We start from the raw sequence: 20545 nt of genomic DNA on the forward strand, positions 1-20545 counted from the left end.
GGAGACACTCATGACCCGCCAACCGGTTCGTATCGACAACACCCGCGTCATCCGCGCCGCCCACGGCACCGAGCTTTCGGCCAAGAGCTGGCTCACCGAGGCGCCGCTGCGCATGCTGATGAACAACCTCGACCCCGACGTCGCGGAGAAGCCGGGCGAGCTGGTGGTCTATGGCGGCATCGGCCGCGCGGCGCGCAATTGGGAGTGCTTCGACAAGATCGTCGCCGCGCTGAAGACGCTGGAGGCCGACCAGACGCTGCTGGTGCAGTCGGGCAAGCCGGTTGGCGTGTTCCGTACCCATAAGGACGCGCCGCGGGTGCTGATCGCCAATTCCAACCTCGTGCCGCGCTGGGCGACCTGGGAGCACTTCAACGAGCTCGATAAGAAGGGGCTCATGATGTACGGCCAGATGACGGCCGGCTCCTGGATCTATATCGGCGCCCAGGGCATCGTGCAGGGCACCTACGAGACCTTCGTGGAGATGGGCCGCCAGCATTTCGGCGGTTCGCTGAAGGGCAAGTGGATCCTCACCGGCGGCCTCGGCGGCATGGGTGGCGCGCAGCCGCTCGCCGCCACCATGGCGGGCGCGAGCTGCCTTGCGGTCGAGTGCCGGCCGTCCTCCATCGATTTCCGCCTGCGCACCGGCTATCTCGACACTTCCACCGACAATCTCGACGAGGCGCTGCGCCTGATCCAGGAGTCCTGCGAGGCGGGCAAGCCGCTCTCCGTGGGTCTGCTCGGCAACACCGCCGAGGTGCTGCCGGAGCTGGTGCGGCGCGGCGTGAAGCCGGACATGGTGACCGACCAGACCTCCGCCCATGATCCGGTGAACGGCTACCTGCCGATCGGCTGGACGCTGCAGCAGTGGGAGGACCGCAAGCTCTCCGATCCGGCCGGTGTCGCCAAGGCCGCCAAGGCCTCGATGGCGGTGCATGTGAAGGCGATGCTCGACTTCTTCCACGCCGGCATCCCGACCGTCGACTACGGCAACAACATCCGCCAGATGGCGCTGGAGGAAGGCGTGACCAACGCCTTCGACTTCCCCGGCTTCGTGCCGGCCTATATCCGTCCGCTGTTCTGCCGCGGCATCGGTCCGTTCCGCTGGGCGGCGCTGTCGGGTGATCCGGAAGACATCGCCAAGACCGACGCCAAGGTGAAGGAGCTGATTCCCGACAATCCGCACCTGCACAACTGGCTCGACATGGCGGCCGAGCGCATCAAGTTCCAGGGCCTGCCGGCGCGCATCTGCTGGGTCGGCCTGGGTGATCGCCACCGGCTGGGGCTCGCCTTCAACGAGATGGTGCGCAAGGGCGAGCTGAAGGCCCCCATCGTCATCGGCCGCGATCATCTCGACAGCGGCTCGGTCGCTTCTCCGAACCGCGAGACCGAGGCGATGCAGGACGGCTCCGACGCCGTGTCCGACTGGCCGCTGCTCAACGCGCTGCTCAACACCGCCTCGGGCGCCACCTGGGTGTCGCTGCACCATGGCGGCGGCGTCGGCATGGGCTTCTCGCAGCATGCGGGCATGGTGATCTGCTGCGACGGCACGGCGGAGGCGGATGCCCGCATCGCCCGGGTTCTGTGGAACGACCCGGCGACCGGCGTGATGCGCCATGCCGATGCCGGCTACGAGATCGCCATCGAGTGCGCGAGAGAGCACCAGCTCGACCTGCCGGGCATTCTCGGCTGAGAGGGGCCGCCCATGAAGATCCTGTGCGCCGCCGACCACAAGGTGATGCCGTGGAAGAACGGCGCCGGCTCCACCACGGAGATCGCCGTCTCGCCGGCGGGCGCCGGGCTCGACACGTTCGACTGGCGCGTCAGCATGGCGAGCGTCGTCGAGGACGGGGCCTTCTCGGCCTTTCCCGGCATCGAGCGTACGCTCGCGGTGCTGGAGGGGGAGGGGCTCGTTCTGGAGGTGGAGGGCAGGGCGCCGCAAACGGTCCTCAAGGACGGTGTGCCGGCTTCCTTTCCCGGTGATGCGCCGACCCGGGCGCGCCTGCTGGGTGGCCCGGTCGTCGACCTCAACGTGATGACGCGGCGCGGGCGCTACGCGCATCGCCTGCGCTGGCAACGCATCGACGCACCGACGACGCTGACGCCGGCGGAAGGGGCGCTCCTGCTGCTGGCGCGCACCTCCGGGCTCGCCGTCGAGGGTGCCCGTCTCAAGGCCGGCGACGCCGTGCTGCTGCGTGAGCCGGCGCGTCTCGAAACCCAAGGAACAGGGGAATTCTACCTTGTCGAGCTGTGGGAGGCCGCAGGCGACCTCGACAAGTAGGTCTATACAAATAAGATGGCGCCATGCAGGAGATGACCGGCATGAAGCGCTCGGACAAGTTGAAGCTCGGAACCTTCGTCTACACCTTCGGGTACAACCCGGCCGGCTGGTTGCACCCGGGCAGCGACGTCCACGGAGCCAATGATTTCCGCCACCTGCTCAAGGTGGCGCAGCTCTCGGAGGCCGCGAAGTTCGACTTCATGTTCATGGCGGATTCGCCCGCCGCCGCCATCGGCGATCCCGAGGCGCTGTGCCGCCTGCCGACCAAGATGAACCGGTTCGAGCCGCTGTCGCTGATCTCCGCGCTGGCCGTCTCGACCTCGCGGCTCGGTCTCGTGGCGACCGCCTCGACCTCCTATTACGAGCCGTTCAACCTCGCCCGCATCTTCGCCTCCGTCGATCATCTGAGCGGCGGGCGGGCGTGCTGGAACGTCGTCACCTCCGACCATGACGAGACCGGCTACAACTTCAACCGCGAGGGCCTCGACCCGCACGCGCTGCGCTACGAGCGCGGCAAGGAGTTCGTCGACGTGGTGTTCGGGCTGTGGGACAGCTTCGAGCAGGATGCCCTGCTGCTCGATCGGGCCAGCGGCGTCTATTACGACAAGGACAAGCTCCACACGCTCAACCACAAGGGCAAGCACTTCCAGGTGCGCGGCCCGCTCAACATTGCCGCGACGCCGCAGGGCCGGCCGGTGATCGCGCAGGCCGGCGGCTCGGAGGCCGGCATCGAGCTGGCGGCGGAAACGGCGGAGCTGGTGTTCTCGCTCGCCTCCAATTTCGAGCGCAGCCAGGCCTTCTACGCCACGCTGAAGGACCGGATGGCGAAGTTCGGCCGCGCGCCGGACGATCTGAAGGTGATGCCGGGCGTGGTCCTGAATGTCGGGCGTACCGAGGCGGAGGCGCGGGAGAAGGTCGAGTTCCTCGCCGGCAAGCTGCATCCGGATGTCGGCCGGGCGATGCTGGCCGAATTCCTGGAGGCGGACCTCTCCGGCGTGCCGCTCGACGCGCCCTTCCCGAAGGACCGCCTGCCGGCGGCGCCGAAGGGCTCCAAGGCGCTGTTCGACGAACTCACCGACTTCGTGATGAAGGGCCATACGGTCGGCGAGCTGATCCACCTGTTCAGCGAGAAGCACACCGGCAACGGCATCACCGGCACGCCGCAGGTGGTGGCCGATTTCATGGAGGAATGGTTCCAGGGCCGCGCGGCGGACGGGTTCATCCTCATGTTCCCGACGCTGCCTTCCGCGCTGGAGGATTTCGTCGAGCTGGTGGTGCCCGAGCTGCGCCGCCGCGGGCTGTTCCGTGATGAATATGAAGGCACGACGCTGCGTGCCAATCTCGGCGTGCCCGTGCCGGAGAACCGCTACGCGCTGGCTCGCCGCCAGCGCGGCATGGCGGCGAGCGCCACGGGAGCCTGAGGCGCCTCAACTGGCGGGCATCTTGCTTCCGGGTACGGGGTCGTCTTATCGGGAGGCGGCAGGCCGCGCTCGGGATGGTCGGCCTTCGCGGAACAAGGCGCGTATGCGGCTGGAGCCTTGATGTTCAATACGGAAATCATCGTCAAATCGTTGCCGATGCTGCTCCAAGCCTCGGTCTGGACGGTGATCTACTCGCTCACCTCGGTGGCCATCGGCTTCTGCATCGGCACGCTGATGTGCGCGGCGGGGCTTTCCGCCTCGCGCCTCGGCCGCGCCGTCTCTGCCTTCTATGTGAGCTTCTTCCGCGGCGTGCCGCTGCTGGTGCAGCTGCTCATCTCCTATTACTGCCTGCCGCTGATCGGGGTGAACGTGCCGTCCTCTGTCGCGGCGGTGGGCACGCTGGCGCTGTGCACCGGCGCCTACATCGCCGAAATCCTGCGCGGCGGTTTCCTCGGCATCCCGCCGGGGCTGATCGAGGCGGCGCGCATGGTCGGCCTCAGCCGGGCGCAGATCCTCACCCGCATCGAGGTGCCGCTGGCCGTGCGCTTCACGCTGCCCTCGCTGGTCAACGAGACGACGATGATGGTGAAGGCCTCCTCGCTGATCTCGGTGGTCGGCGTGCTGGAGCTCACCCGCCTTGCCCAGAACATCGCCACCTCGACCTTCCAGCCGCTGGAAATCTATCTGACCGCCGGAGCGATCTATTTCGTGATCAACGGCGCCATCACGCTGGCCGGCGAGTTCGCCGAGAGCCGCTTCCGGATGGAGAAGGCGCGATGAGCTTTATAGGCATGGTGGGCAACTCAGCGGTGTGGCTGGAAACGTCGTCATGGCCGGGCTTGGCCCGGCCATCCACGCCTTCGGTTCCGCCGGTGGAAAGGAAAGTCGTGGATCCCCGGGCCAAGCCCGGGGATGACGGGCGGAGTGGCGGCGAGGGAAATGTCCCATGACCTTCAATCCCGCCATCCTCACCGACAATTGGCGTGAGATCTTCGATGGGATGGTGCTGACCATCCTCATCTGGATCGCCGGCACTGCTATCGGCCTCGTCATCGGCCTCGCGGTGGCGGTCATCCAGCTCTTCACCAACCGATGGGTAGCGGCGCCGCTGACCCTCTATGTCGCGGTGATGCGGGTGACCTGAGACCCTAATCTCCTCCGGTCTATGGTAGAGTCCTGGGTTTCGTTTGTGGCCTCATGCGGCCTGTTTTTCCAGCGTGGATTTCATTGCGAACTCGACCGGCGCCATGTTGCCGAGTGCGGCCTTTACCGGCGATTTTTTCAAGGAGGGTTGGGTCTTCATCTTCGTTCCTTCGTCACTACGACGAAGCCCCAACCCTCCTTAATTCACAACCTCAAATCTGTGCCATTGGTGCTGACGGCGGACAGCCGCGCCGAGATTACTGTCGGTAGACACTGACAGCGTGCCGCCCTTGATCGCCGTACCGCCGGTGTAGCTGTTGTCCGCCGTCAGCACGATGGTGCCGGCCCCGATCTTGACGATGCCGCCGGCGCCTGTGATCGGCGTTGCGAGGGTCGCGGTCGTGCCTGCGCCTTCGGCCCACAAATGCGCCATGCCTGTCGGAGCCAGCGCGCCGCCGCTGCCGGCGACCAGCGCGTAGCCGTCGACGACGAATTCGAGGCTCTCGAAGGCCTGCGTGCCTTCCACCGTCACCGTGCCGGGCGTGCCGTGGAAAATCCCCTGCACCCCGCCCCAGAGCGTGGACATGCTGCCGTCGGCGTTCAGCCAGTTGGTGGCGGTCGCGTTCCAGACCCCGCTGCCCCCGACCGGGCTCGAGCCGCCCTGCCAGAACTGCGTCCTGGTGGGATCGGCGTAGACCGTGAGGTTCACCTGCTGCGCGGTGGCGGTGTTGATCGAGGTCATGAAGTCCGGCGGCTGGCTTGTGATCGTCAGGCCGTTGTCGGTGAGCGTACCGCCATACTCGATCAGGTGATACACGCCCGTGCCGAGCCCCGGGCCGCCGGTGATGTCGAGCGTGCCGTCGAGGGTCACGTCGCCGGCGACGTCGAACAGGGTGCCGCTCGGCGCGCCCAGCACCACATCGACGTTCGAGGTCGGGTTGAGCGCCAGCGCGCCCATGCCCAGCGTCGCTCCGTTCGTGCCGGCGAGGGTGCCGCCGTTCTGCACGGTCACCGTGCCGCCGATGCTGCCGGAGCCGGTCAGCGTGGCGCCACTGGCGACGCTGACCGGGCCGGCGCCGATCGAGCCGGCGACGTCGAGCGTGCCCGCATTTATGCTCGTCGCGCCGCCATAGGTGCTGGCGACGGTGAGGAGGGTGGTGCCGGTGCCGTTCTGCTGCAGGGCGCCGCTGCCGGAGACGACGCCGGCGAAGGTGAGCGTATTGGACTGGTCGAAGGCGAGCACGCCGTTGTTGACGACATCGCCGAGGATCGAGCCGGAGGTGTCGCCGTCACCGACCTGCAGCGTCCCCGCGCCGATGACCGTGCCGCCGGTGTAGCTGTTGGCGCCGGTGAGGATGGTGGTGCCGGTACCGTTCTGCTGCAAAGAGCCGCTGCCGGAGACGACGCTGGCGAATGTGAGCGTATTGGACAGGTCGAAGGCGAGCACGCCGTTGTTGACGACATCGCCGAGGATCCAGCCCGAGGTGCCGCCGTCGCCGATCTGCAACGTGCCCGCCCCGATGGCCGTCCCTCCGGTGTAGCTGTTGGTGCCGGTGAGCGTCAGGGTGCCGCTGCCCGCCTTGGTGAGCCCGCCGGCACCGGAGATGACGCCGCTCACCGTCAGGTCGGCATCGGTCTGCAGCGTGCCACCGCCGGCTTGCAGGGTGATGGCGCGTGCCGTGGCGAAATCGGAGCTGTTCTCCAGCACGCCGCCGTCGAAGCTCAGCCCGCCGGAAGCCGCGCCGAGATTGGCGTCGGAGGAGACCGACAGCGTTCCCTGGCTGATCGTCCAGGAGGTGACGGCACTGGTCGTGCCCGTCAGCGTCCAGGCGCTGGTCCCTGTCTTCTCGAAATTCTCGAAGCCCTGATATTGCTGGGTCGCGCCAATCAAGCCGACAGCGAAGGTGCCATTGGCCGTCCCGCCTAGCGCCAGTGTGTCGTCGGTTCCGCCATTGGCGTTCACATTGCCCTGGATGTCGGAGCCCGCACGCAGTTCCAGCCGGTTGTTGGCGCCTGTGAAAGTGATGGCGTCGGCGTGGTAGCCGGGGAGAACCGCGCTCGTGCCGCCGCTGATCGTGCCGCCGTTGATCACGGTGCCGCTATTCACCGACACGCCGGTGCCACCGACGACGTCGCCTCCGCCGCCGTTGATCGTGCCGTAATTGGTCAGCGTGGCGCCATTGGCGAGCGAGACGCCGGCGCCGCCGCTGCCGGGCCCGCCGCTACCGGCATATCCATAGGCGCCCTGGCCGCCGCCCCCGCCGAGGGCGCCGGCACCGCCGGTAATGGAGCCGCTATTGGTCAGGGTGGCGCCGGTACCGGAGAGCACGACGCCAATCCCGCCGCCGCCTCCGCTGCCGCCCGTGCCGCCATCGTGGACGCCGTAGCCGCCGCTGCCCCCGCCAGCGCCGGCGCCACCGTTGATGGAACCGCTGTTGCCCAGGCTGGCGCCAGTGCCGGAGAGCGAGACGCCGATGCCGCCGGTACCGCCGCTGCCGCCGCTGCCGCCGTCGTTGGCATCGCTCCCGCCAGTGCCGCCGGTACCGCCGGCGCCGCCGGTGATCGTGCCGCTATTGGTCAGAGTGATGCCGGTGCCGGAGAGCAGGACGCCGCCGCCACCACTGCCGCCGGCGCCGCCCGGCGTACCGATGAGGCCCTGGCGACCGATGCCGCCGCCGCCGGCGTTGCCTCCGGTGCCGCCGGCGCCGCCGGTGATCGCGAGGTTATTGGTCAGCGCGGCTCCGGTGCCGGAGAGCCAGACGCCGGCGCCGCCGCCGCCACCGCTTCCGCCATTGCCTCCATTGCCGCCATAGGTGCCGGCGCCGCCGGTGCCACCGCTGATGGAACCGCCATTGGTGAGCGTGGCGCCGGCAGACGAGTAGACGCCCGCCCCGCCGCTTCCGCTGCCGGCGCTGGTACCCGTGTTGGCCATGCCGCCGGAACCGCCGGTGCCGCCGGCAATGGTCGAGGAGGCGCCGATCCCGACCTGGCTGGCCCCGGTGAGCACGAGGCCGATACCGCCGGTGCCGCCCCCGCCGCCGTAGCCGGAAGTGACCCCCGCGCCGTAACCGCCGGTGCCGCCATTGCCGCCGGTGATGTCGCCGCCGATCCGGCCGAGGTAACCCGAACCGGTGACGACCGCGCCGAAGCCACCGGCGCCACCACCGCCACCGCCACCTTTGTGATAAAAGACGGCGCCGCTGCCCTCGCCGCCATTGCCGCCATTACCGCCAGTCGCATCGCCGCCCGACAGAACGCTGCCGTAAAAGCCGTGCGCACCGCCGCCGCCACCGCCGCCGCCGGCCCCGCCGCTGCCGTCGCCGCCATTGCCGCCGTTGCCGCCGGCGGCGGCCCCCGGAAGGCCGCCAGTGCCGGGACTGCCGTCGGTGGCATCATAGCTGCCGTAGCCGCCATAGCCGCCGCTCACGCCGGCGCCGCCGCCGCCGCCACCGGCGCCGCCATAGCCGTTATTGGCGTAGGTGGAGCCGTTGCCACCGGTGCCTGTCGTGCTGTCAGTCCCCCCAGGAGCGCCGGGGTTGCCGTCGCTGCTGGCGCCGCCGCTGCCGCCATCGGCAAAGACCGGCGTCGCCGGCACGAGGAGGAGAGTCCCCACCAAAGCGACGGCAACCAACGCCGTCGTGCCGATGAGCGCCCGCCTCAGCCGGCGCGCGCGGCCGGAAGGATCGCGCGAGAATTTCAGAAACCCTGCCTGACGAACGGCAGTGTCAAATCGCCCCCGCGCGGGGGCGATCGGAGCGCCCGACCGATCCAGGAGGGACCTGGGGCGCGGCGCCACCGCTATACCACCCGCACGCCGCGCAGATTGCGCTTGGTGTCGCTCCAGAAGGCGTCGTTCTCGACGCGGCGGACCAGGTCGGGCGGCAGGATGGTCTGCCGCTCGACATGCTGCACCTTGGCGGCGACGCGATGCAGGCCCGGCGTGCCGAGCCGCGCGTCCAGCTCCTCCTCCGCATAGTCGACATGATCGAAGTCATGGTCGAATGGCGGCTGGCCGATGAAGTCGTAGACCGCCGCCATCGCCCTGGCCGGCTCACGCGTCAGCGTCTCGTAGGTCAGCAGCATGAGCCGGTCGGCCTGCTCGCCGAAATAGGCTTCCTTCAGCGCGTTATAGGCGAAGCCGACCATGCCGTTCATGCCGAGCAGCCCGTCCACCCGGTTGTAGACCGTGCCGCCGGGCTCGAAGCTGAAGATCTTGGACGGCTCGAACTTGTTGCGCCGGACCAGCCGCTCCAGGCTGTCGAGCACCCAGTGTATGTCGCGCACGCAGGCGATCATCTTCGCGTCCGGGAACAGCGCCGCCAGCGCCGGCAGCTTGCTGCACCACAGGCGATTGGTGTCGAACACCAGCTTCGACGCCTGGATGTCCCGGTAATAATTCTCGAACAGGCCGGCGAGGATGGCCTTGCGCTGCGCCTCCGTGATGAACAAGGCGAACTCGTTCTCCTGGCTCATCTGCCGGAGCAGGGCGGTGAACAGCGCGGCGACCGGACTGCTCATGGCGGCATGGACGCCCGGGTTCTGGCGCAGAATGCCGGCCAGCAACGTCGAGCCCGCCCGCGGCAGACCGGAGATGAAATGGATGCCGTGCTGCATGCCGCCTCGCGTGCCGATTGCTTCCACTTAACCCGCGTCACGGCTCAGGCGTAAATGGCAAGCGGCGGTACAGGTTCTTCCTTCCCGTCCACGAATCGCTGCGATTTGCACCATTCCAGCCCCAAGCAAACAACCTGCTCTCAGTTCGGTGACACCAGACAATTCACGCGTTGCGCGCCATGCCGCAACATGCCGATCCATACTGCACCCCAGTATGGGAATGATGCGATACGACCGCCGGGACAGGCCATTACCCGAAGGAGTAAGGGAGGAAATGCCGAACTCGGCCAGGAGCTCGTCGCCCTCTGCGCGGCGGAACCCGACCTGACAAAACGGTCAAGGCACCAGACCTAATCATGCCGCGACGTGGTGAACGCAGGCAGTTCGACCGTCTGGACCAGCCCCCCGGCCGGGCCGTTGGCGATAGTGATGTCGCCGCCGGCCTTGCGGATGATCTCTCGGGAGATCGTGAGGCCCAGCCCGGCGCCGGGAATGTTCTGGCTGCGCGTCCGGTCGGCGCGGAAGAAGGGCTCGAACACCTGATCCAGCATATCGGGAGCGATCCCCGGCCCCTGATCGGCAATCGTGATCCGTGCCGTCGCGCCGCCCGTGACGGTCACCTTGCCCCGCACGCCATGGGTTGCGGCATTGATGCAAAGGTTCCGCAAGGCGCGACTCAGGGTCAGGCGGCTGGCCTTGACGTACACTTCGCAGGCCCCGGCCATTTCGATGTCGAAGTTCTGCTCCCGCAGTTCCGCCACGATGCTGCCGACCAGCTCATCCAGGCGCAATGTCTCGGCCGGCGTCTTCGTCGTCTCCTCATGCACGAGCTGGATGGCGCTGTGCGCGATCAGCTGCAGCTCATCGATATCCTTCAGCCACAGGGCCCGCTCCTCGTCGCCGGGGACGAACTCCGCGCGCAACCTCATGCGTGTCAGGGGCGTGCGAAGATCATGGCCGGCCGCGGCGACCAGGCGCATCCGGCTCTCGATGGCCTGTTTCAGGCGGGCGGAAAGGGCGTTGATCGCCGCCGCGGTCGCGCGCACCTCCGCGGGGCCCTGCTCGGTGAGCGCGGGAAGCGTTCCGTCCGCGTTGACGGCTTCCACGGCGCTTTCGAGAAGCGCCAGCGGCCTGCTCATGCGGTTGGCCGCCTTTACCGCGACCGATCCGACGCCGAGGCTCATCAGGGCCAACCACACCAGGACTTCGGGATCGGAGGGTGGATCGATATCCACGAAGACCCACCGGTCCTGCCCGGCCGGCAGAGAGACGGTGCGAATGCGGAAATCGTCCGCCCTGTGCGTCACCAGGAGCTCGATCCGCGTGCCAAGCCGCTCGGTCGCCGCACGCAGGAGCTCTGTTTGCTCGCCGTCGAGGGCGCCCGCGGCGGGAGCCGACGACAGGCCCTTGACATCCGGACCCTGCCTCGCAAGCCGCTCCATGGTGATGAACTGCTTGGCAAGGAGGTCGACTTCGAGATCCTTCGGGGTCGCGAAGACGTAGATCACCGCGAGCGTGATCAGCGCGACCACCGCGACGATGGAAGCCACCAGCAGCAGGGCGAACTTGGCGCGAAGCGTCCTCATGGCCGGCCGTCGACGGTGCTGACCCTGGCGGCGAACTGATACCCGCCGTTACGGATCGCCTTGAAGAGCTGGGGGGCGCTGTCGTTCGACAGTTTGCGCCGCAGCCGGCTGACCAGAACGTCGATCGACCGGTCGAGGACGTCGGCGCCGCTGCGGCCTGCAAGGTCGAGCAGTTGCTCGCGGGAAAGCACGCGTCCCGGGCGATCCAGAAAGATGATCAGCAGGTCGAATTCGGCGCCTGTCAGCGTAATCGTCCTGCCCTGGGGGTCTCTCACCGAGCGCAGGGACGGATCGACGACGAAGTCCTCGAACTGGTAGAGGCCCGTCGGGCGGGGTTCGGGACGGGCGTTGACGCCCCGCCGCAGGACGGCCCGGACTCGGGCGGCGAGCTCGCGGGGATTGAAGGGCTTGCCGAGGTAGTCGTCGGCACCGATTTCAAGCCCGATGATGCGATCGACATCCTCCTGCAGCGCGGTCAGCAATATGATCGGTATGTTCGATCGCGCGGCTCGCAGATCGCGGCAGAGGTCCAGTCCCGACCCGTCCGGCAGCATCACGTCGAGAATGATGAGATCCAGTTGATGGAGTACGATCTTCTCGCTGACCTCCATGCAGCTCGACGCGAGCAGAACGCGGAAACCTTGCTCGCGCATGTACCGGGCGAGCAGCTTGCGGATTTCGCTGTCGTCGTCGGCAACGAGAATTTGCGGCGCCTGCGTGCTCATGTTCGCTGAACAGTCAGTGTTTTCCAATGTGGAGACACGCTGCCGTAGCGGATCAGTGAGGGCTTTTATATGTCAACATCGACCCAAAACGCTGCCAGACATGTTTCGACATCAAAATAAGTCGCGCAGACGTATTCAGACATTCAAGGCCAGATTTTAATCCACAACCCCGGCTATTGATACCTCAGTGCAATACTAATTGGCACTGATCAATCCCGGGAGGCGCTGAATGCGCGTTCTTTCTGAGATAAGCGATATGCCTGCCAAAGAGTGGCGAGATATTCGCTCTCACGTACGAATTTTCGACTTTCTCTTGATGCGGATATCCTATGCGAGCAGCCGCATCCTTCCCAATTATTGGGACGCTCCCGGGCACCCCGTCGGCCTTGTTGCGATCGCCGCAACACTGACATCGTTCAGCTTCCGACACGTCTCCGGATTTCTCCAGCGCGGCGGCGCTCATTCGGCTGTGTCGACGTTCGGGCCGACCGGGCCGGCGCCCAAGCCGCATACCCCATATGGGCGGGGGGCGTCCGATGCGGCCGCTTCGTAGCATCGGCTATGGCGGCCTGGCGGCCGTGGCGGGTCTTCTCGCCGCCTGCGCCCCCGCGCCGCTGGTGCAGGGCGTCGGACTGTCGTCCTATGACGCCATGGCTCCCTCGGACGGGCTGATCACCAAATCGCGCCTGAAGGTCCGGAAAGAGCAGGTACTGGCCGCCAAGACGGTCAAGATCGTGCCCACCTCGTTCCCGTCCACGATCGCACCCAAGCTGACGCACCAGCAGAGAGAACTTGTCGCCAACGCGGTCAATCGCGGGCTGTGCGTCAGTCTCAGCGATCGCTTCAAACTGGTCAGGCTGGATGAGCCTGCTGATCTGACCGTGCGGGCGAGCGTTACGCAGGCGACGGAGACGGACGAGGTCGCCGCAGGCATTTCCGCGGCTGCGTCGATCGGGATGAACTTCGTGGACATGGCCGTTCCGGTCCCGACGCCGCGCATTCCGATCGGGATGGGCAACCTCTCGATGGAGGCTGAAGCCACCAATCCCTTGGGAGAGCAGGAGGCCTCCATGCTCTGGGCGCGAGGGGCGAACGCCTTCTTCAACTCGCCGAGAGCTTCCAAGGCGAGCGATGTCTACGAGCTGGCGGACGCCTTCGGCGAGGATTTCGGCGAACTGCTCGTCAAGGGCGAGAGCCCTTTCGGCAAATCGGGCATCGACCTGCCGTCCTGGCAGAAGATCAACTCGGCGATGGGCCTGCCTCCCAAGCACGCCGAATGCGAACGCTACGGGCGTTATCCCGGCCTGGCCGGCGTCGTTGGAAGCCAGCTGGGCCTGCCCCCTGAATGGACGGACCGCGGCGCCCGGCAATCGGCACGCTAGCGCGTCTCCCCGATGTTTTTCGAGATGGGAAAACACGTTCTGGCTCGTGGGCAAGCTCCACGAGCGGGAGCGCGCGCGTGCCGCCGCCACGGCTGATGCGGACCGGACCGGTCTCGGTCCTTCGGCAACTCACGCAACTCAAGCCGAACGATAGATCCGATGTTGTCGCTATCACAGACAGAGCCCGTCCGGCATGCGCTGGAACGGACGACCCGACTTTGCGACTTGCCGAGCCCCATGCTCGTCTCGGTCGTCGTCCCGACCTTGAACGAGGTCGGAAATATCGATGATTTGCTCACCGCCATTTTCCGGCAATGTGGCGATAGTCTCGACTTCGAAGTGCTCGTCGCCGACGGCGGCTCCACCGACGGTACGATCGAGCGGGTCCGGGCATGGGAGGAGCGGGCGGATGTGCGCCTTGTTCCTTGCGACGGAAGGCGCGGTCTTGCCGGGGATGTCCTTCAGGCGGCGGCGCTCGCGCGAGCCGAGGTCGTGGTGGTCATGGATGCCGATCTCAGCCATCCGCCGGATCGCCTGCCGGCCATCGTCCGGCCCGTGCTCGACGGATCGAGCGACATGGTTCTGGGAAGCCGCTTCGTGGCGGGCGGGGGGATCTCGGGATGGCCGCTTTGGCGGCTGATCCTGTCGCGGCTGGGTGCCGCGCTCGCCTGGCCCCTGACCGATGTCAAAGACCCCATGTCGGGTTTCTTCGCCGTGCGTCGCGAGCGGCTGCTGGCGGTCGATGCGCAGGCCGCCGGCTTCAAGATCGCGCTGGAAATCATCGCCGGCAGCACCCCCTCCGTGAGGGTGAGCGAGATCCCGATCATCTTCACCGACCGGGTGCATGGCGAATCCAAGCTCGGTTCGGCGGAACTGACGGCCTATCTGCACCGCCTGCTCGTTCTGGCCGGGGGGCGGATATCTCCCGGCAACGCGGTGCGGTTCGCCGCGGTCGGCTTCAGCGGCGCCTGTGTCGACCTTCTGTCGTTCCAAGTGCTTATCGCTCTCAGTGCCGCGATGAACACCGCGCACCTTGCGAGCTTCTGCGTCGCCACGGCCTGGAACTATTACTTCAATGCGCGCTGGGCGTTCGCGGCGGAGACGATGCATGGCAAGGAGCGGGCACCACGACCGTATGGCCGTTTCATCTTGGTATGTCTTCTGGCCCTCGGCATTCGCGGTGGCGTTCTCGAAGCCGGGGTCGGAATGCTCGGCCTGGCGCCGCTGGCCGCCATCGTGTGTGCCATAGGCGCGGCGGCCATCGTCAGCTATCTCGGCCTGGCCTTCTTCGTATTTCCGTCCGCCGATGCGCGCGTTTCCCACACGGTTCGTTGGCGTGTCGCGGCAATCGGTGTGGTCGTATATGCGAGCATGCTGCGCCTGCTCTTCCTTGGCCTAGTCGACCTGTTGCCGCAGGAGGCTTACTACTGGAACTACGCTCAGCACCTCGACATCGGCTATCTTGACCATCCGCCGATGGTGGCGTGGCTGATCTGGGCGACCACCGGCCTGTTCGGCGACAATGAGTTCGGCGTGCGCTTCGCTGCCTGGCTCGGCTGGTTCGCAACCGCCTTCTTCAGTTTCGGCCTTGCCCGGCAGTTGTTCGGCAGATCGGCGGCCTTCGTCAGCCTGCTGCTCGTGGCCGTGTTGCCCTTCTTCTTCACCACCGGGCTGCTGATGACCCCCGATGCGCCGCTGGCCGCGGCCTGGGCCGGGACGCTCTATTTCCTTGCCCGCGCAATGATCGGCGGCCGGCGCCACGCATGGTGGGGTGTCGGCGTCGGCCTTGGGCTCGGGATGCTCTCGAAATACACCATTGTCCTGCTGGTGCCGGCCATGGGGCTGTTCATGCTGACCGATGTGCAGGCGCGCAAATGGCTGAAGCGGCCCGACCCCTATGTCGCCGCCATGCTGGCGCTGCTCATCTTCTCTCCCGTCATCTACTGGAACACCGAGAACGGCTTCGCGTCCTTTGCCTTTCAGGGCGCACGACGCATCGAGGCGGCGTTTCGCTTCTCGCTTCCCTTGCTCGGCGCCTATGCGGTGATCTTGCTCACTCCGCTGGGGCTGGTCGCGGTGCTAGGCGTCCTGTGGGCGCATTGCGAGCATCTGGGCGCAACCGGGGACGAAGGAAGGCGGCGGGTGGCGCGCTTCATCCTCATTTTCACGCTGATACCGCTCTCCGTCTTCGTCGCCTTCAGTCTCGTGCGCGACGTGAAGCTCAACTGGACGGGCCCACTCTGGCTCGCCGCGGTGCCCGCGGTTTCGGCCGCAATCCTTTCCATCGTGGAGAATGGGGCCGGTTTCAAACGCGCCGCGCACCGGCTCTCGGGATCCGCGATAGCCATCGCACTCGTCTTCTACGGGCTTGCCCTGAACTACCTGGCATCGGGCGTCCCGGGGATCGGCTATGTCGTGGGCCTGCCTACCCTGCCGGTCGCATGGCGTGAATTCGGCCGCGAGGCCGCCGGCCTGGCGCAGGAGGTGCGGCAGGAGACCGGCCAGGAGCCGCTGATGATCGGCCTGGACACCTACAACATCGCGAGCCAGCTCGCGTTCTACGGCAGTGGTGACGATCGCCGGACGGGAAACTCGGTCGGGCGCGGCATCGTGGGCCTGCCGGATCTCATGTACGGGTACTGGCATCGCCCGGAAGCGCTGCGCGGGCGGCCCGCGATCATGATTTCCGTCAAGCGCCGGCACATCGACGTCCCCGTTCTCGACCAGCACTTCGCCGTCCTGAGCGAGCCGCGGGAAAAGAGGATCGACAAGCACGGCACGCCGGCCGGGCGCTTCTACTACAGGATCGGCTACGGTTATCGGGGAGCGGATCCGGCAGAAGGATGGGAAGCGCCGTAGACAATGAGCGAAAAGGTGCCCCCGCTGATCCCGTAGTGCCGGTCCGGCCATCGCTTCCGGCCGCCATGATGCCGATGATCAGGCTTCTGTGGACGCCATTTTGGCCTCAGATCACGCCGGCACCGCCACACCTGCGGAGCGAATTTCGCCGATGACGCGGACCCGCACGCGGCGGGCATTGCCCGGCAGATAGGCGATCGGAATATCCTCCACCTCCAGCGTCTGCAGTCCAGCCTCCTCGGCGCCGGCATCGAGTGCCCGCCGCGCCGCCTCGGAGCGTGCGGCCTCAAGTGCCGCCTCGCGATCGATGCCGGTGAAGATGCGGTCGACCTCGCCGCTGACCTGGGCGATCGCCGCGCCGACGGCGTTGGCCACCGCGTGATGCTCGACGCGCACCACATCGGAAATGCCTTCCATCCGGTCCGGCACGAGGAAGCTGCCGCCGCCAACGGCAAGCAGCGGCAAGGGTGTCGCGTCGGTACGCATGCGGTCGACCGCCTCGGTGATCATGTGCTCCATGCGATCGAGGCTGGCGGCGACGAGCGCGGGCGACAGCCCGGCGAGCCGGGCCCGGTCGCCGAGGTCGAGCCGGCCTGCCGCGACCGCGATGTCGGTGGCGGTCAGCGTGTCACCGCCGAAAGCGAGCGCCTTTTGCGGCAGGCGGAAGCCGACGCTGCCCGGCCCGATCCGGCGTCCCCCGTCGGTGATCTCGGTGCCGCCACCGAGGCCGATCGAGGTGAGGTCCGGCATGCGGAAGAGGGTGCGCACACCGCCGATTTCCACCGCTGCGTTGGCCTGTCGGGGGAAACCGCGCTCGATCGCACCGACATCGCTGGTCGTGCCGCCGACATCGACCACCAAGGCCCGCTCGATGCCCGAGAGGAACGCGGCCCCGCGCATGGAGTTGGTCGGGCCGGACGCGAAGCAATAGACGGGCTCGCGTTCCGCCACGGCGCTTTGCACAATGGTGCCGTCGTTCTGCGTCATGAAAAGCGGCGCGGCGATGCCACTGTCGCGGAGCGCCGCGACGAAGGCCTCCGTCGTGCGGCGCGCGAGGCTTTGCAGGGCGGCGTTGAGCAGGGCTGCGTTCTCGCGCTCCAGCAGGCCGATGCGGCCGATGGCGCTCGAGAGCGTGATGCGCGCCTCCGGAACCTCCTCCAGGATGATATCGGCGGCCTCCCGCTCGCATTCGTCGGTCAGCGGCGAGAAGCAGCTGGTGATCGCCACCGATCGCAGCCCGCTGTCGGCGATGCGGCGGGCCTCGTCGCGCACGGCCTTGCGATCGAGCGGCACCAGGCGGCGACCGTCATATTCATGGCCACCCTGCACCATATGCACCCGCCCGCGCGCCACCGGGGCAAGATCCTCGGGCCAGCCGATGAAGGGGGGCAGCCCGGCATTGGCCGGCAGGCCGATCCTGAGAGCCGCCACCCTGTCGAGCGAGCGGCGCTCGATGACCGCATTGGTGAAATGGGTGGTGCCGATCATCACCGCCTCGATCCGGCCGGCAGCCGGGATCGGTCCGGCGGCGGCCAGCAGATCGGCGAGCGCCTGCCGCACGCCATCCGAGACGTCGGCGGTGGTCGGGCTCTTCACCGCCGCGAGCACCTTGCCGCCCTCGACCAGCACGGCGTCGGTATTGGTGCCGCCGACGTCGATCCCGATGCGGCTCATGCCCGGCCCCCCTGCGTCGCCTCGAAGACGCTTCTGAAATCGACGTCGTAGCCGAAGGCGCGCGGCCCGACATGGGCGAGGCCCTCCGGCGAGCAGTGGATGGCGGGAGAGGGCAGGGCGACGACGGTGACGCGCTGGCCGAAGCGCAGGCTCTCGGTGCCGATCGCCTCGCCCGATATGCTGTCGAGCACGCAGATGAGGTCCGGCGTGGTCGCGGTGACCGCCCCATCGCGCCAGGCGATGGTGAATTCGTTCTGGAAGGCGACGTCGAAGCGCGCGCCCGCATCGCCTTCCATGCCGTCGAGCTGGAGCGTGCCGCGCAGGAAGCCCTCGGTCGTCTGGCGCTGCACGTCGATGACCTTGCCGGCGAACAGGCGCTTCCCGGACGCGGCACGAATGGTGGCCTCCACCGGGTCCTCATGGGCGCCCCGCGCGCGATGCACCTCCTTGCCCAGCGAGATCGCCTGGGAAAGGGTACGCAATACGGCGAAACGCTTGATCTCGGCACCGGTTCGGGGTGCCTGGCAGGTGGTCGCGACCGATCCGAACTCGGTGCAGACCTTCCGTCGCACCCGCTCCATCTCGTGCCATCCCGAGGCGCGGGCGATGATGACGTCGTTGTCGCGCACATCTGAAACGGCGTGGGGATACATTTTCAGGCCGGCGATGGAAAAGCTCTGCATTTGCGCTTCCGGATAAGCCCGCCCCATGGCATCGGCGTCGACCACGGGCAGGCCGCTGGCCGCTGCGACCAGGAGGGGCTGAAAGGCGTTGCAGCCGCCCACCTCGACGGTCATGACCGCGCGGAACGATCGGCCGAGATAGTCCTCCATGGCCCGCACCGGCTTTACGGCGAAGGCGGCGTCGGTCATGCGCTCCTGGAAGACGAGGGGCGCGCCCATGGTGGACACCACCGCGACCAGATCGTCCTCCGCGAGTTCGTCAGGGTCGATCAGCGTGATGCGAGCACCCTCGTCGTAAAACCGCCGGACACCCAGATGGGATGCGTAAGGCGAGCCGCCGCCGCCCGTGCCGAGAATCCAGGCGCCGGTGGCGAGGAAATCCAGCTCGTCGGTCTCCAGCAAACGAGGCAATGACCGCATCCTCTCCTATCAAGGGCCACCCAATCTCCGCGACGAGAGATAGCAAAGGCTTCCTCCGACCGCGCCGAATGATGGTCGCCTGCGATCGGGAGCCGGGCATCCCCAGAAGTGGTGACACGGACATGGCTCACGACGCCACGCCTCGTCATTGCCCCTCCTGATCGCAGCCCGCCCAGAATCCGCCACCGAGCTCCATCCCCATCCTCGAAGCTCTCTTCCGAACTTCATGTAGTTGAATGACGGCGTCGACAGTTCCGGAGTTGGCTCCCATGAGCCCGATCACCGGAACGATGACCGCAATGCACGAAGGACGCCTAAGCCGTGAGATAGGCCCGTATGCAGCGAATGGCGATGAACTCGGGCTTGAAAGGGAGGATTGGTCGGGCACCGGAGCGGCCGCGGCGCTCCCTGACACCAGCTTTCTCACGCAGGGTCCCGCCATTGCCGCCATCATGCAAAACGCCGTGGGCGTGCTCGGCCTGTGCATCGTCGTCGTGGATCCGAGGTTGCGGGTCCTCTATGCCAGCGAAACCAGCCAGGCCCATGTATCCCGGCCGTGCGCGGGCTTTGCGATGACCCGGCGCGGCCGCGGCGGAGGAACCTACCTGTCATTGGGAAGCCGAGCTGATACGTCGGAACTGCGCCGATTGGTTGCGGCCGCGACGGCTGAAGGGCCCACCGGCACGACCTGCGCGCATTCCGGCCGGTTCCATCCGCTGTATAGCCCCCGAAGCATTTGCCTCATCTCGTCGATAGCGGATGGATTGGCCGATCCGCTGATGGGCGGGCGCTTCCGGAATGCCGCGCTCCTGATCTTCAAGCCGTTTGCGGCACTTCCCAAGCCTTGCCCGGAACTCCTGCGGACCCTGTTCAACTTCACGCCGGCGGAAGCGAAGGTCGCCAGCGATCTGGCAGGCGGAACCACTGCCGAGGATGTCGCGCGCCTGCGCCAAGTCGGGCTCGACACGATCCGCTCGCAGATTCGATCCATTCTGTCGAAGTCGGGCGCTCCAAATCTGCGCGCCTTCGAGAACCGGATCGGAAGCATCATGGCCCTGCTTCCTGCGAATCCATTCGTCTCCCCCTCGAATAAAGACGGGCGCCGGGAGCTGCACCGCTGATGGGGGTCATCATCCCCTCATCAATCGACAGTCTCCATCAAGCTCACCCCGATGGCTCACATCACTATTTCTGGTGATGACAGCGCCGGACACGCAGTTGCATGAAACACGCCTCGCAATGCCTGTTCCATGGTCCCTTTTTCTCACACTTCGGAAGCACGACGTGCAGAGGAACAGGCTCTCAGCGCCACTGTCGGTGCCGCCCGGCTCGCCTTGCTCTGGAGGCGACCTCCGGCCGCGTCAACGCACCGCCGGCATGGCGAAATGTGAATGATCCAGACGACGCAAGGGATTATCGAATGGTGGGTATTCTACTGAAATCTGCAGCGACCATTGGATTTCTGGCCGCCTCTGCGCTCTCGGCAACAGCTCTGCCGTTGCCCGCCTCTCCGCTCCCGACGTCGCGGGCGCATGTCATTCCGGTGGCCGATGGCTGCGGGCCGGGCTGGTATCGCGGACCCGGCGGCGCGTGTCACCGTTTCGGTTTCGGGCCATATCCGGATGGCTATTTCGGCGACTACGGCGGCGGCGGTGCCTGGAACGGCTGTCCTCCGGGTTATTGGCGGGGGCCCTGGGGGCATTGCCGCAATACGCCCTTCCACGGCCGCCTGCCCGATGGGAGCTGGCAGTGAACAGCCC

15 protein-coding genes are annotated in these 20545 nt (G+C 67.0%); 9 read left to right on the forward strand and 6 right to left on the reverse strand.

The annotated features are described in order from the left end of the window. Nucleotides 1-10: 10 nt before the first annotated feature. The 5 genes from hutU to STARVERO_RS17145 all read left to right on the forward strand — a co-directional run bounded on the left by hutU (nt 11) and on the right by STARVERO_RS17145 (nt 4843). Nucleotides 11-1690 carry a urocanate hydratase gene (gene hutU, locus STARVERO_RS17125; protein WP_159600278.1) on the forward strand — a complete coding sequence of 560 codons (1680 nt, stop codon included), beginning with the start codon at nt 11-13 and terminating at the stop codon, nt 1688-1690. A gap of 12 nt (nt 1691-1702) precedes the next feature. Beyond that, complete coding sequence (locus tag STARVERO_RS17130; protein WP_159600280.1) at nt 1703-2278, forward strand: HutD/Ves family protein; 576 nt, start codon at nt 1703-1705, stop codon at nt 2276-2278. Nucleotides 2279-2319: 41 nt separating this feature from the next. Then, on the forward strand, nt 2320-3699 hold the full coding sequence (locus STARVERO_RS17135) for an LLM class flavin-dependent oxidoreductase (protein ID WP_144344080.1): 1380 nt from the start codon (nt 2320-2322) through the stop codon (nt 3697-3699). 135 nt (nt 3700-3834) lie between these two features. Further along, a complete protein-coding gene (locus STARVERO_RS17140; RefSeq protein ID WP_418655061.1) occupies nt 3835-4479 on the forward strand; it encodes an amino acid ABC transporter permease in 645 nt (214 codons plus the stop codon). Nucleotides 4480-4645: 166 nt separating this feature from the next. Then, nucleotides 4646-4843 carry an ABC transporter permease gene (locus tag STARVERO_RS17145; protein WP_200837847.1) on the forward strand — a complete coding sequence of 66 codons (198 nt, stop codon included), beginning with the start codon at nt 4646-4648 and terminating at the stop codon, nt 4841-4843. Between the two features lie 198 nt (nt 4844-5041). On the opposite strand, the gene STARVERO_RS23725 is transcribed toward STARVERO_RS17145, so the two are convergent. The 4 genes from STARVERO_RS23725 to STARVERO_RS17165 all read right to left on the reverse strand — a co-directional run bounded on the left by STARVERO_RS23725 (nt 5042) and on the right by STARVERO_RS17165 (nt 11767). Continuing rightward, on the reverse strand, nt 5042-8455 hold the full coding sequence (locus tag STARVERO_RS23725) for an autotransporter-associated beta strand repeat-containing protein (protein WP_159600282.1): 3414 nt from the start codon (nt 8453-8455) through the stop codon (nt 5042-5044). A gap of 185 nt (nt 8456-8640) precedes the next feature. Continuing rightward, complete coding sequence (locus STARVERO_RS17155; RefSeq protein ID WP_159600284.1) at nt 8641-9456, reverse strand: sulfotransferase family protein; 816 nt, start codon at nt 9454-9456, stop codon at nt 8641-8643. 350 nt (nt 9457-9806) lie between these two features. Next, complete coding sequence (locus tag STARVERO_RS17160) at nt 9807-11042, reverse strand: ATP-binding protein (protein ID WP_144341640.1); 1236 nt, start codon at nt 11040-11042, stop codon at nt 9807-9809. Further along, on the reverse strand, nt 11039-11767 hold the full coding sequence (locus tag STARVERO_RS17165) for a response regulator transcription factor (protein ID WP_159600286.1): 729 nt from the start codon (nt 11765-11767) through the stop codon (nt 11039-11041). The genes STARVERO_RS17160 and STARVERO_RS17165 overlap by 4 nt, the downstream gene beginning before the upstream one ends. A 536-nt stretch (nt 11768-12303) precedes the next feature. On the opposite strand from STARVERO_RS17165, the gene STARVERO_RS17170 reads away from it, so the two are divergent. After that, nucleotides 12304-13149, forward strand: a complete 846-nt coding sequence (locus STARVERO_RS17170) for a DUF3313 domain-containing protein (RefSeq protein WP_159600288.1) — start codon at nt 12304-12306, stop codon at nt 13147-13149. 237 nt (nt 13150-13386) lie between these two features. Further along, entirely contained in the window at nt 13387-16008 is a 2622-nt protein-coding gene (locus tag STARVERO_RS17175; protein ID WP_159600290.1) for a glycosyltransferase family 39 protein, read from the forward strand. A 111-nt stretch (nt 16009-16119) separates the two neighbouring features. Here STARVERO_RS17175 and STARVERO_RS17180 read toward each other — a convergent pair whose 3' ends face one another. Continuing rightward, complete coding sequence (locus tag STARVERO_RS17180; protein WP_159600292.1) at nt 16120-17682, reverse strand: hydantoinase/oxoprolinase N-terminal domain-containing protein; 1563 nt, start codon at nt 17680-17682, stop codon at nt 16120-16122. Beyond that, nucleotides 17679-18785, reverse strand: a complete 1107-nt coding sequence (locus STARVERO_RS17185; RefSeq protein WP_159600294.1) for a DUF917 domain-containing protein — start codon at nt 18783-18785, stop codon at nt 17679-17681. The genes STARVERO_RS17180 and STARVERO_RS17185 overlap by 4 nt, the downstream gene beginning before the upstream one ends. Before the next feature lie 269 nt (nt 18786-19054). On the opposite strand from STARVERO_RS17185, the gene STARVERO_RS17190 reads away from it, so the two are divergent. Together STARVERO_RS17190 and STARVERO_RS23845 are read left to right on the forward strand one after the other, a co-directional pair. Beyond that, nucleotides 19055-19906 (forward strand): helix-turn-helix transcriptional regulator, encoded by an 852-nt coding sequence (locus STARVERO_RS17190; RefSeq protein ID WP_159600296.1) that lies wholly within the window; start codon nt 19055-19057, stop codon nt 19904-19906. A 299-nt stretch (nt 19907-20205) separates the two neighbouring features. Then, nucleotides 20206-20538 carry a GCG_CRPN prefix-to-repeats domain-containing protein gene (locus STARVERO_RS23845; RefSeq protein ID WP_418655033.1) on the forward strand — a complete coding sequence of 111 codons (333 nt, stop codon included), beginning with the start codon at nt 20206-20208 and terminating at the stop codon, nt 20536-20538. The last annotated feature ends 7 nt before the right edge of the window (nt 20539-20545 follow it).

The organism is Starkeya nomas, from assembly GCF_902703545.1.
In the GTDB taxonomy this organism is placed as follows: domain Bacteria; phylum Pseudomonadota; class Alphaproteobacteria; order Rhizobiales; family Xanthobacteraceae; genus Ancylobacter; species Ancylobacter moscoviensis.

Bases quoted from the DNA above. Each gene is read 5' to 3' on its own strand.
- hutU (WP_159600278.1), top strand. From the start codon at position 11: ATGACCCGCCAACCGGTTCGTATCGACAACACCCGCGTCATCCGCGCC.
- STARVERO_RS17130 (WP_159600280.1), top strand. From the start codon at position 1,703: ATGAAGATCCTGTGCGCCGCCGACCACAAGGTGATGCCGTGGAAGAAC.
- STARVERO_RS17135 (WP_144344080.1), top strand. From the start codon at position 2,320: ATGAAGCGCTCGGACAAGTTGAAGCTCGGAACCTTCGTCTACACCTTC.
- STARVERO_RS17145 (WP_200837847.1), top strand. From the start codon at position 4,646: ATGACCTTCAATCCCGCCATCCTCACCGACAATTGGCGTGAGATCTTC.
- STARVERO_RS17155 (WP_159600284.1), bottom strand. From the start codon at position 9,456: ATGCAGCACGGCATCCATTTCATCTCCGGTCTGCCGCGGGCGGGCTCG.
- STARVERO_RS17160 (WP_144341640.1), bottom strand. From the start codon at position 11,042: ATGAGGACGCTTCGCGCCAAGTTCGCCCTGCTGCTGGTGGCTTCCATC.
- STARVERO_RS17165 (WP_159600286.1), bottom strand. From the start codon at position 11,767: ATGAGCACGCAGGCGCCGCAAATTCTCGTTGCCGACGACGACAGCGAA.
- STARVERO_RS17170 (WP_159600288.1), top strand. From the start codon at position 12,304: ATGCGGCCGCTTCGTAGCATCGGCTATGGCGGCCTGGCGGCCGTGGCG.
- STARVERO_RS17175 (WP_159600290.1), top strand. From the start codon at position 13,387: ATGCTCGTCTCGGTCGTCGTCCCGACCTTGAACGAGGTCGGAAATATC.
- STARVERO_RS17180 (WP_159600292.1), bottom strand. From the start codon at position 17,682: ATGAGCCGCATCGGGATCGACGTCGGCGGCACCAATACCGACGCCGTG.
- STARVERO_RS17185 (WP_159600294.1), bottom strand. From the start codon at position 18,785: ATGCGGTCATTGCCTCGTTTGCTGGAGACCGACGAGCTGGATTTCCTC.
- STARVERO_RS17190 (WP_159600296.1), top strand. From the start codon at position 19,055: ATGAGCCCGATCACCGGAACGATGACCGCAATGCACGAAGGACGCCTA.
- STARVERO_RS23845 (WP_418655033.1), top strand. From the start codon at position 20,206: ATGGTGGGTATTCTACTGAAATCTGCAGCGACCATTGGATTTCTGGCC.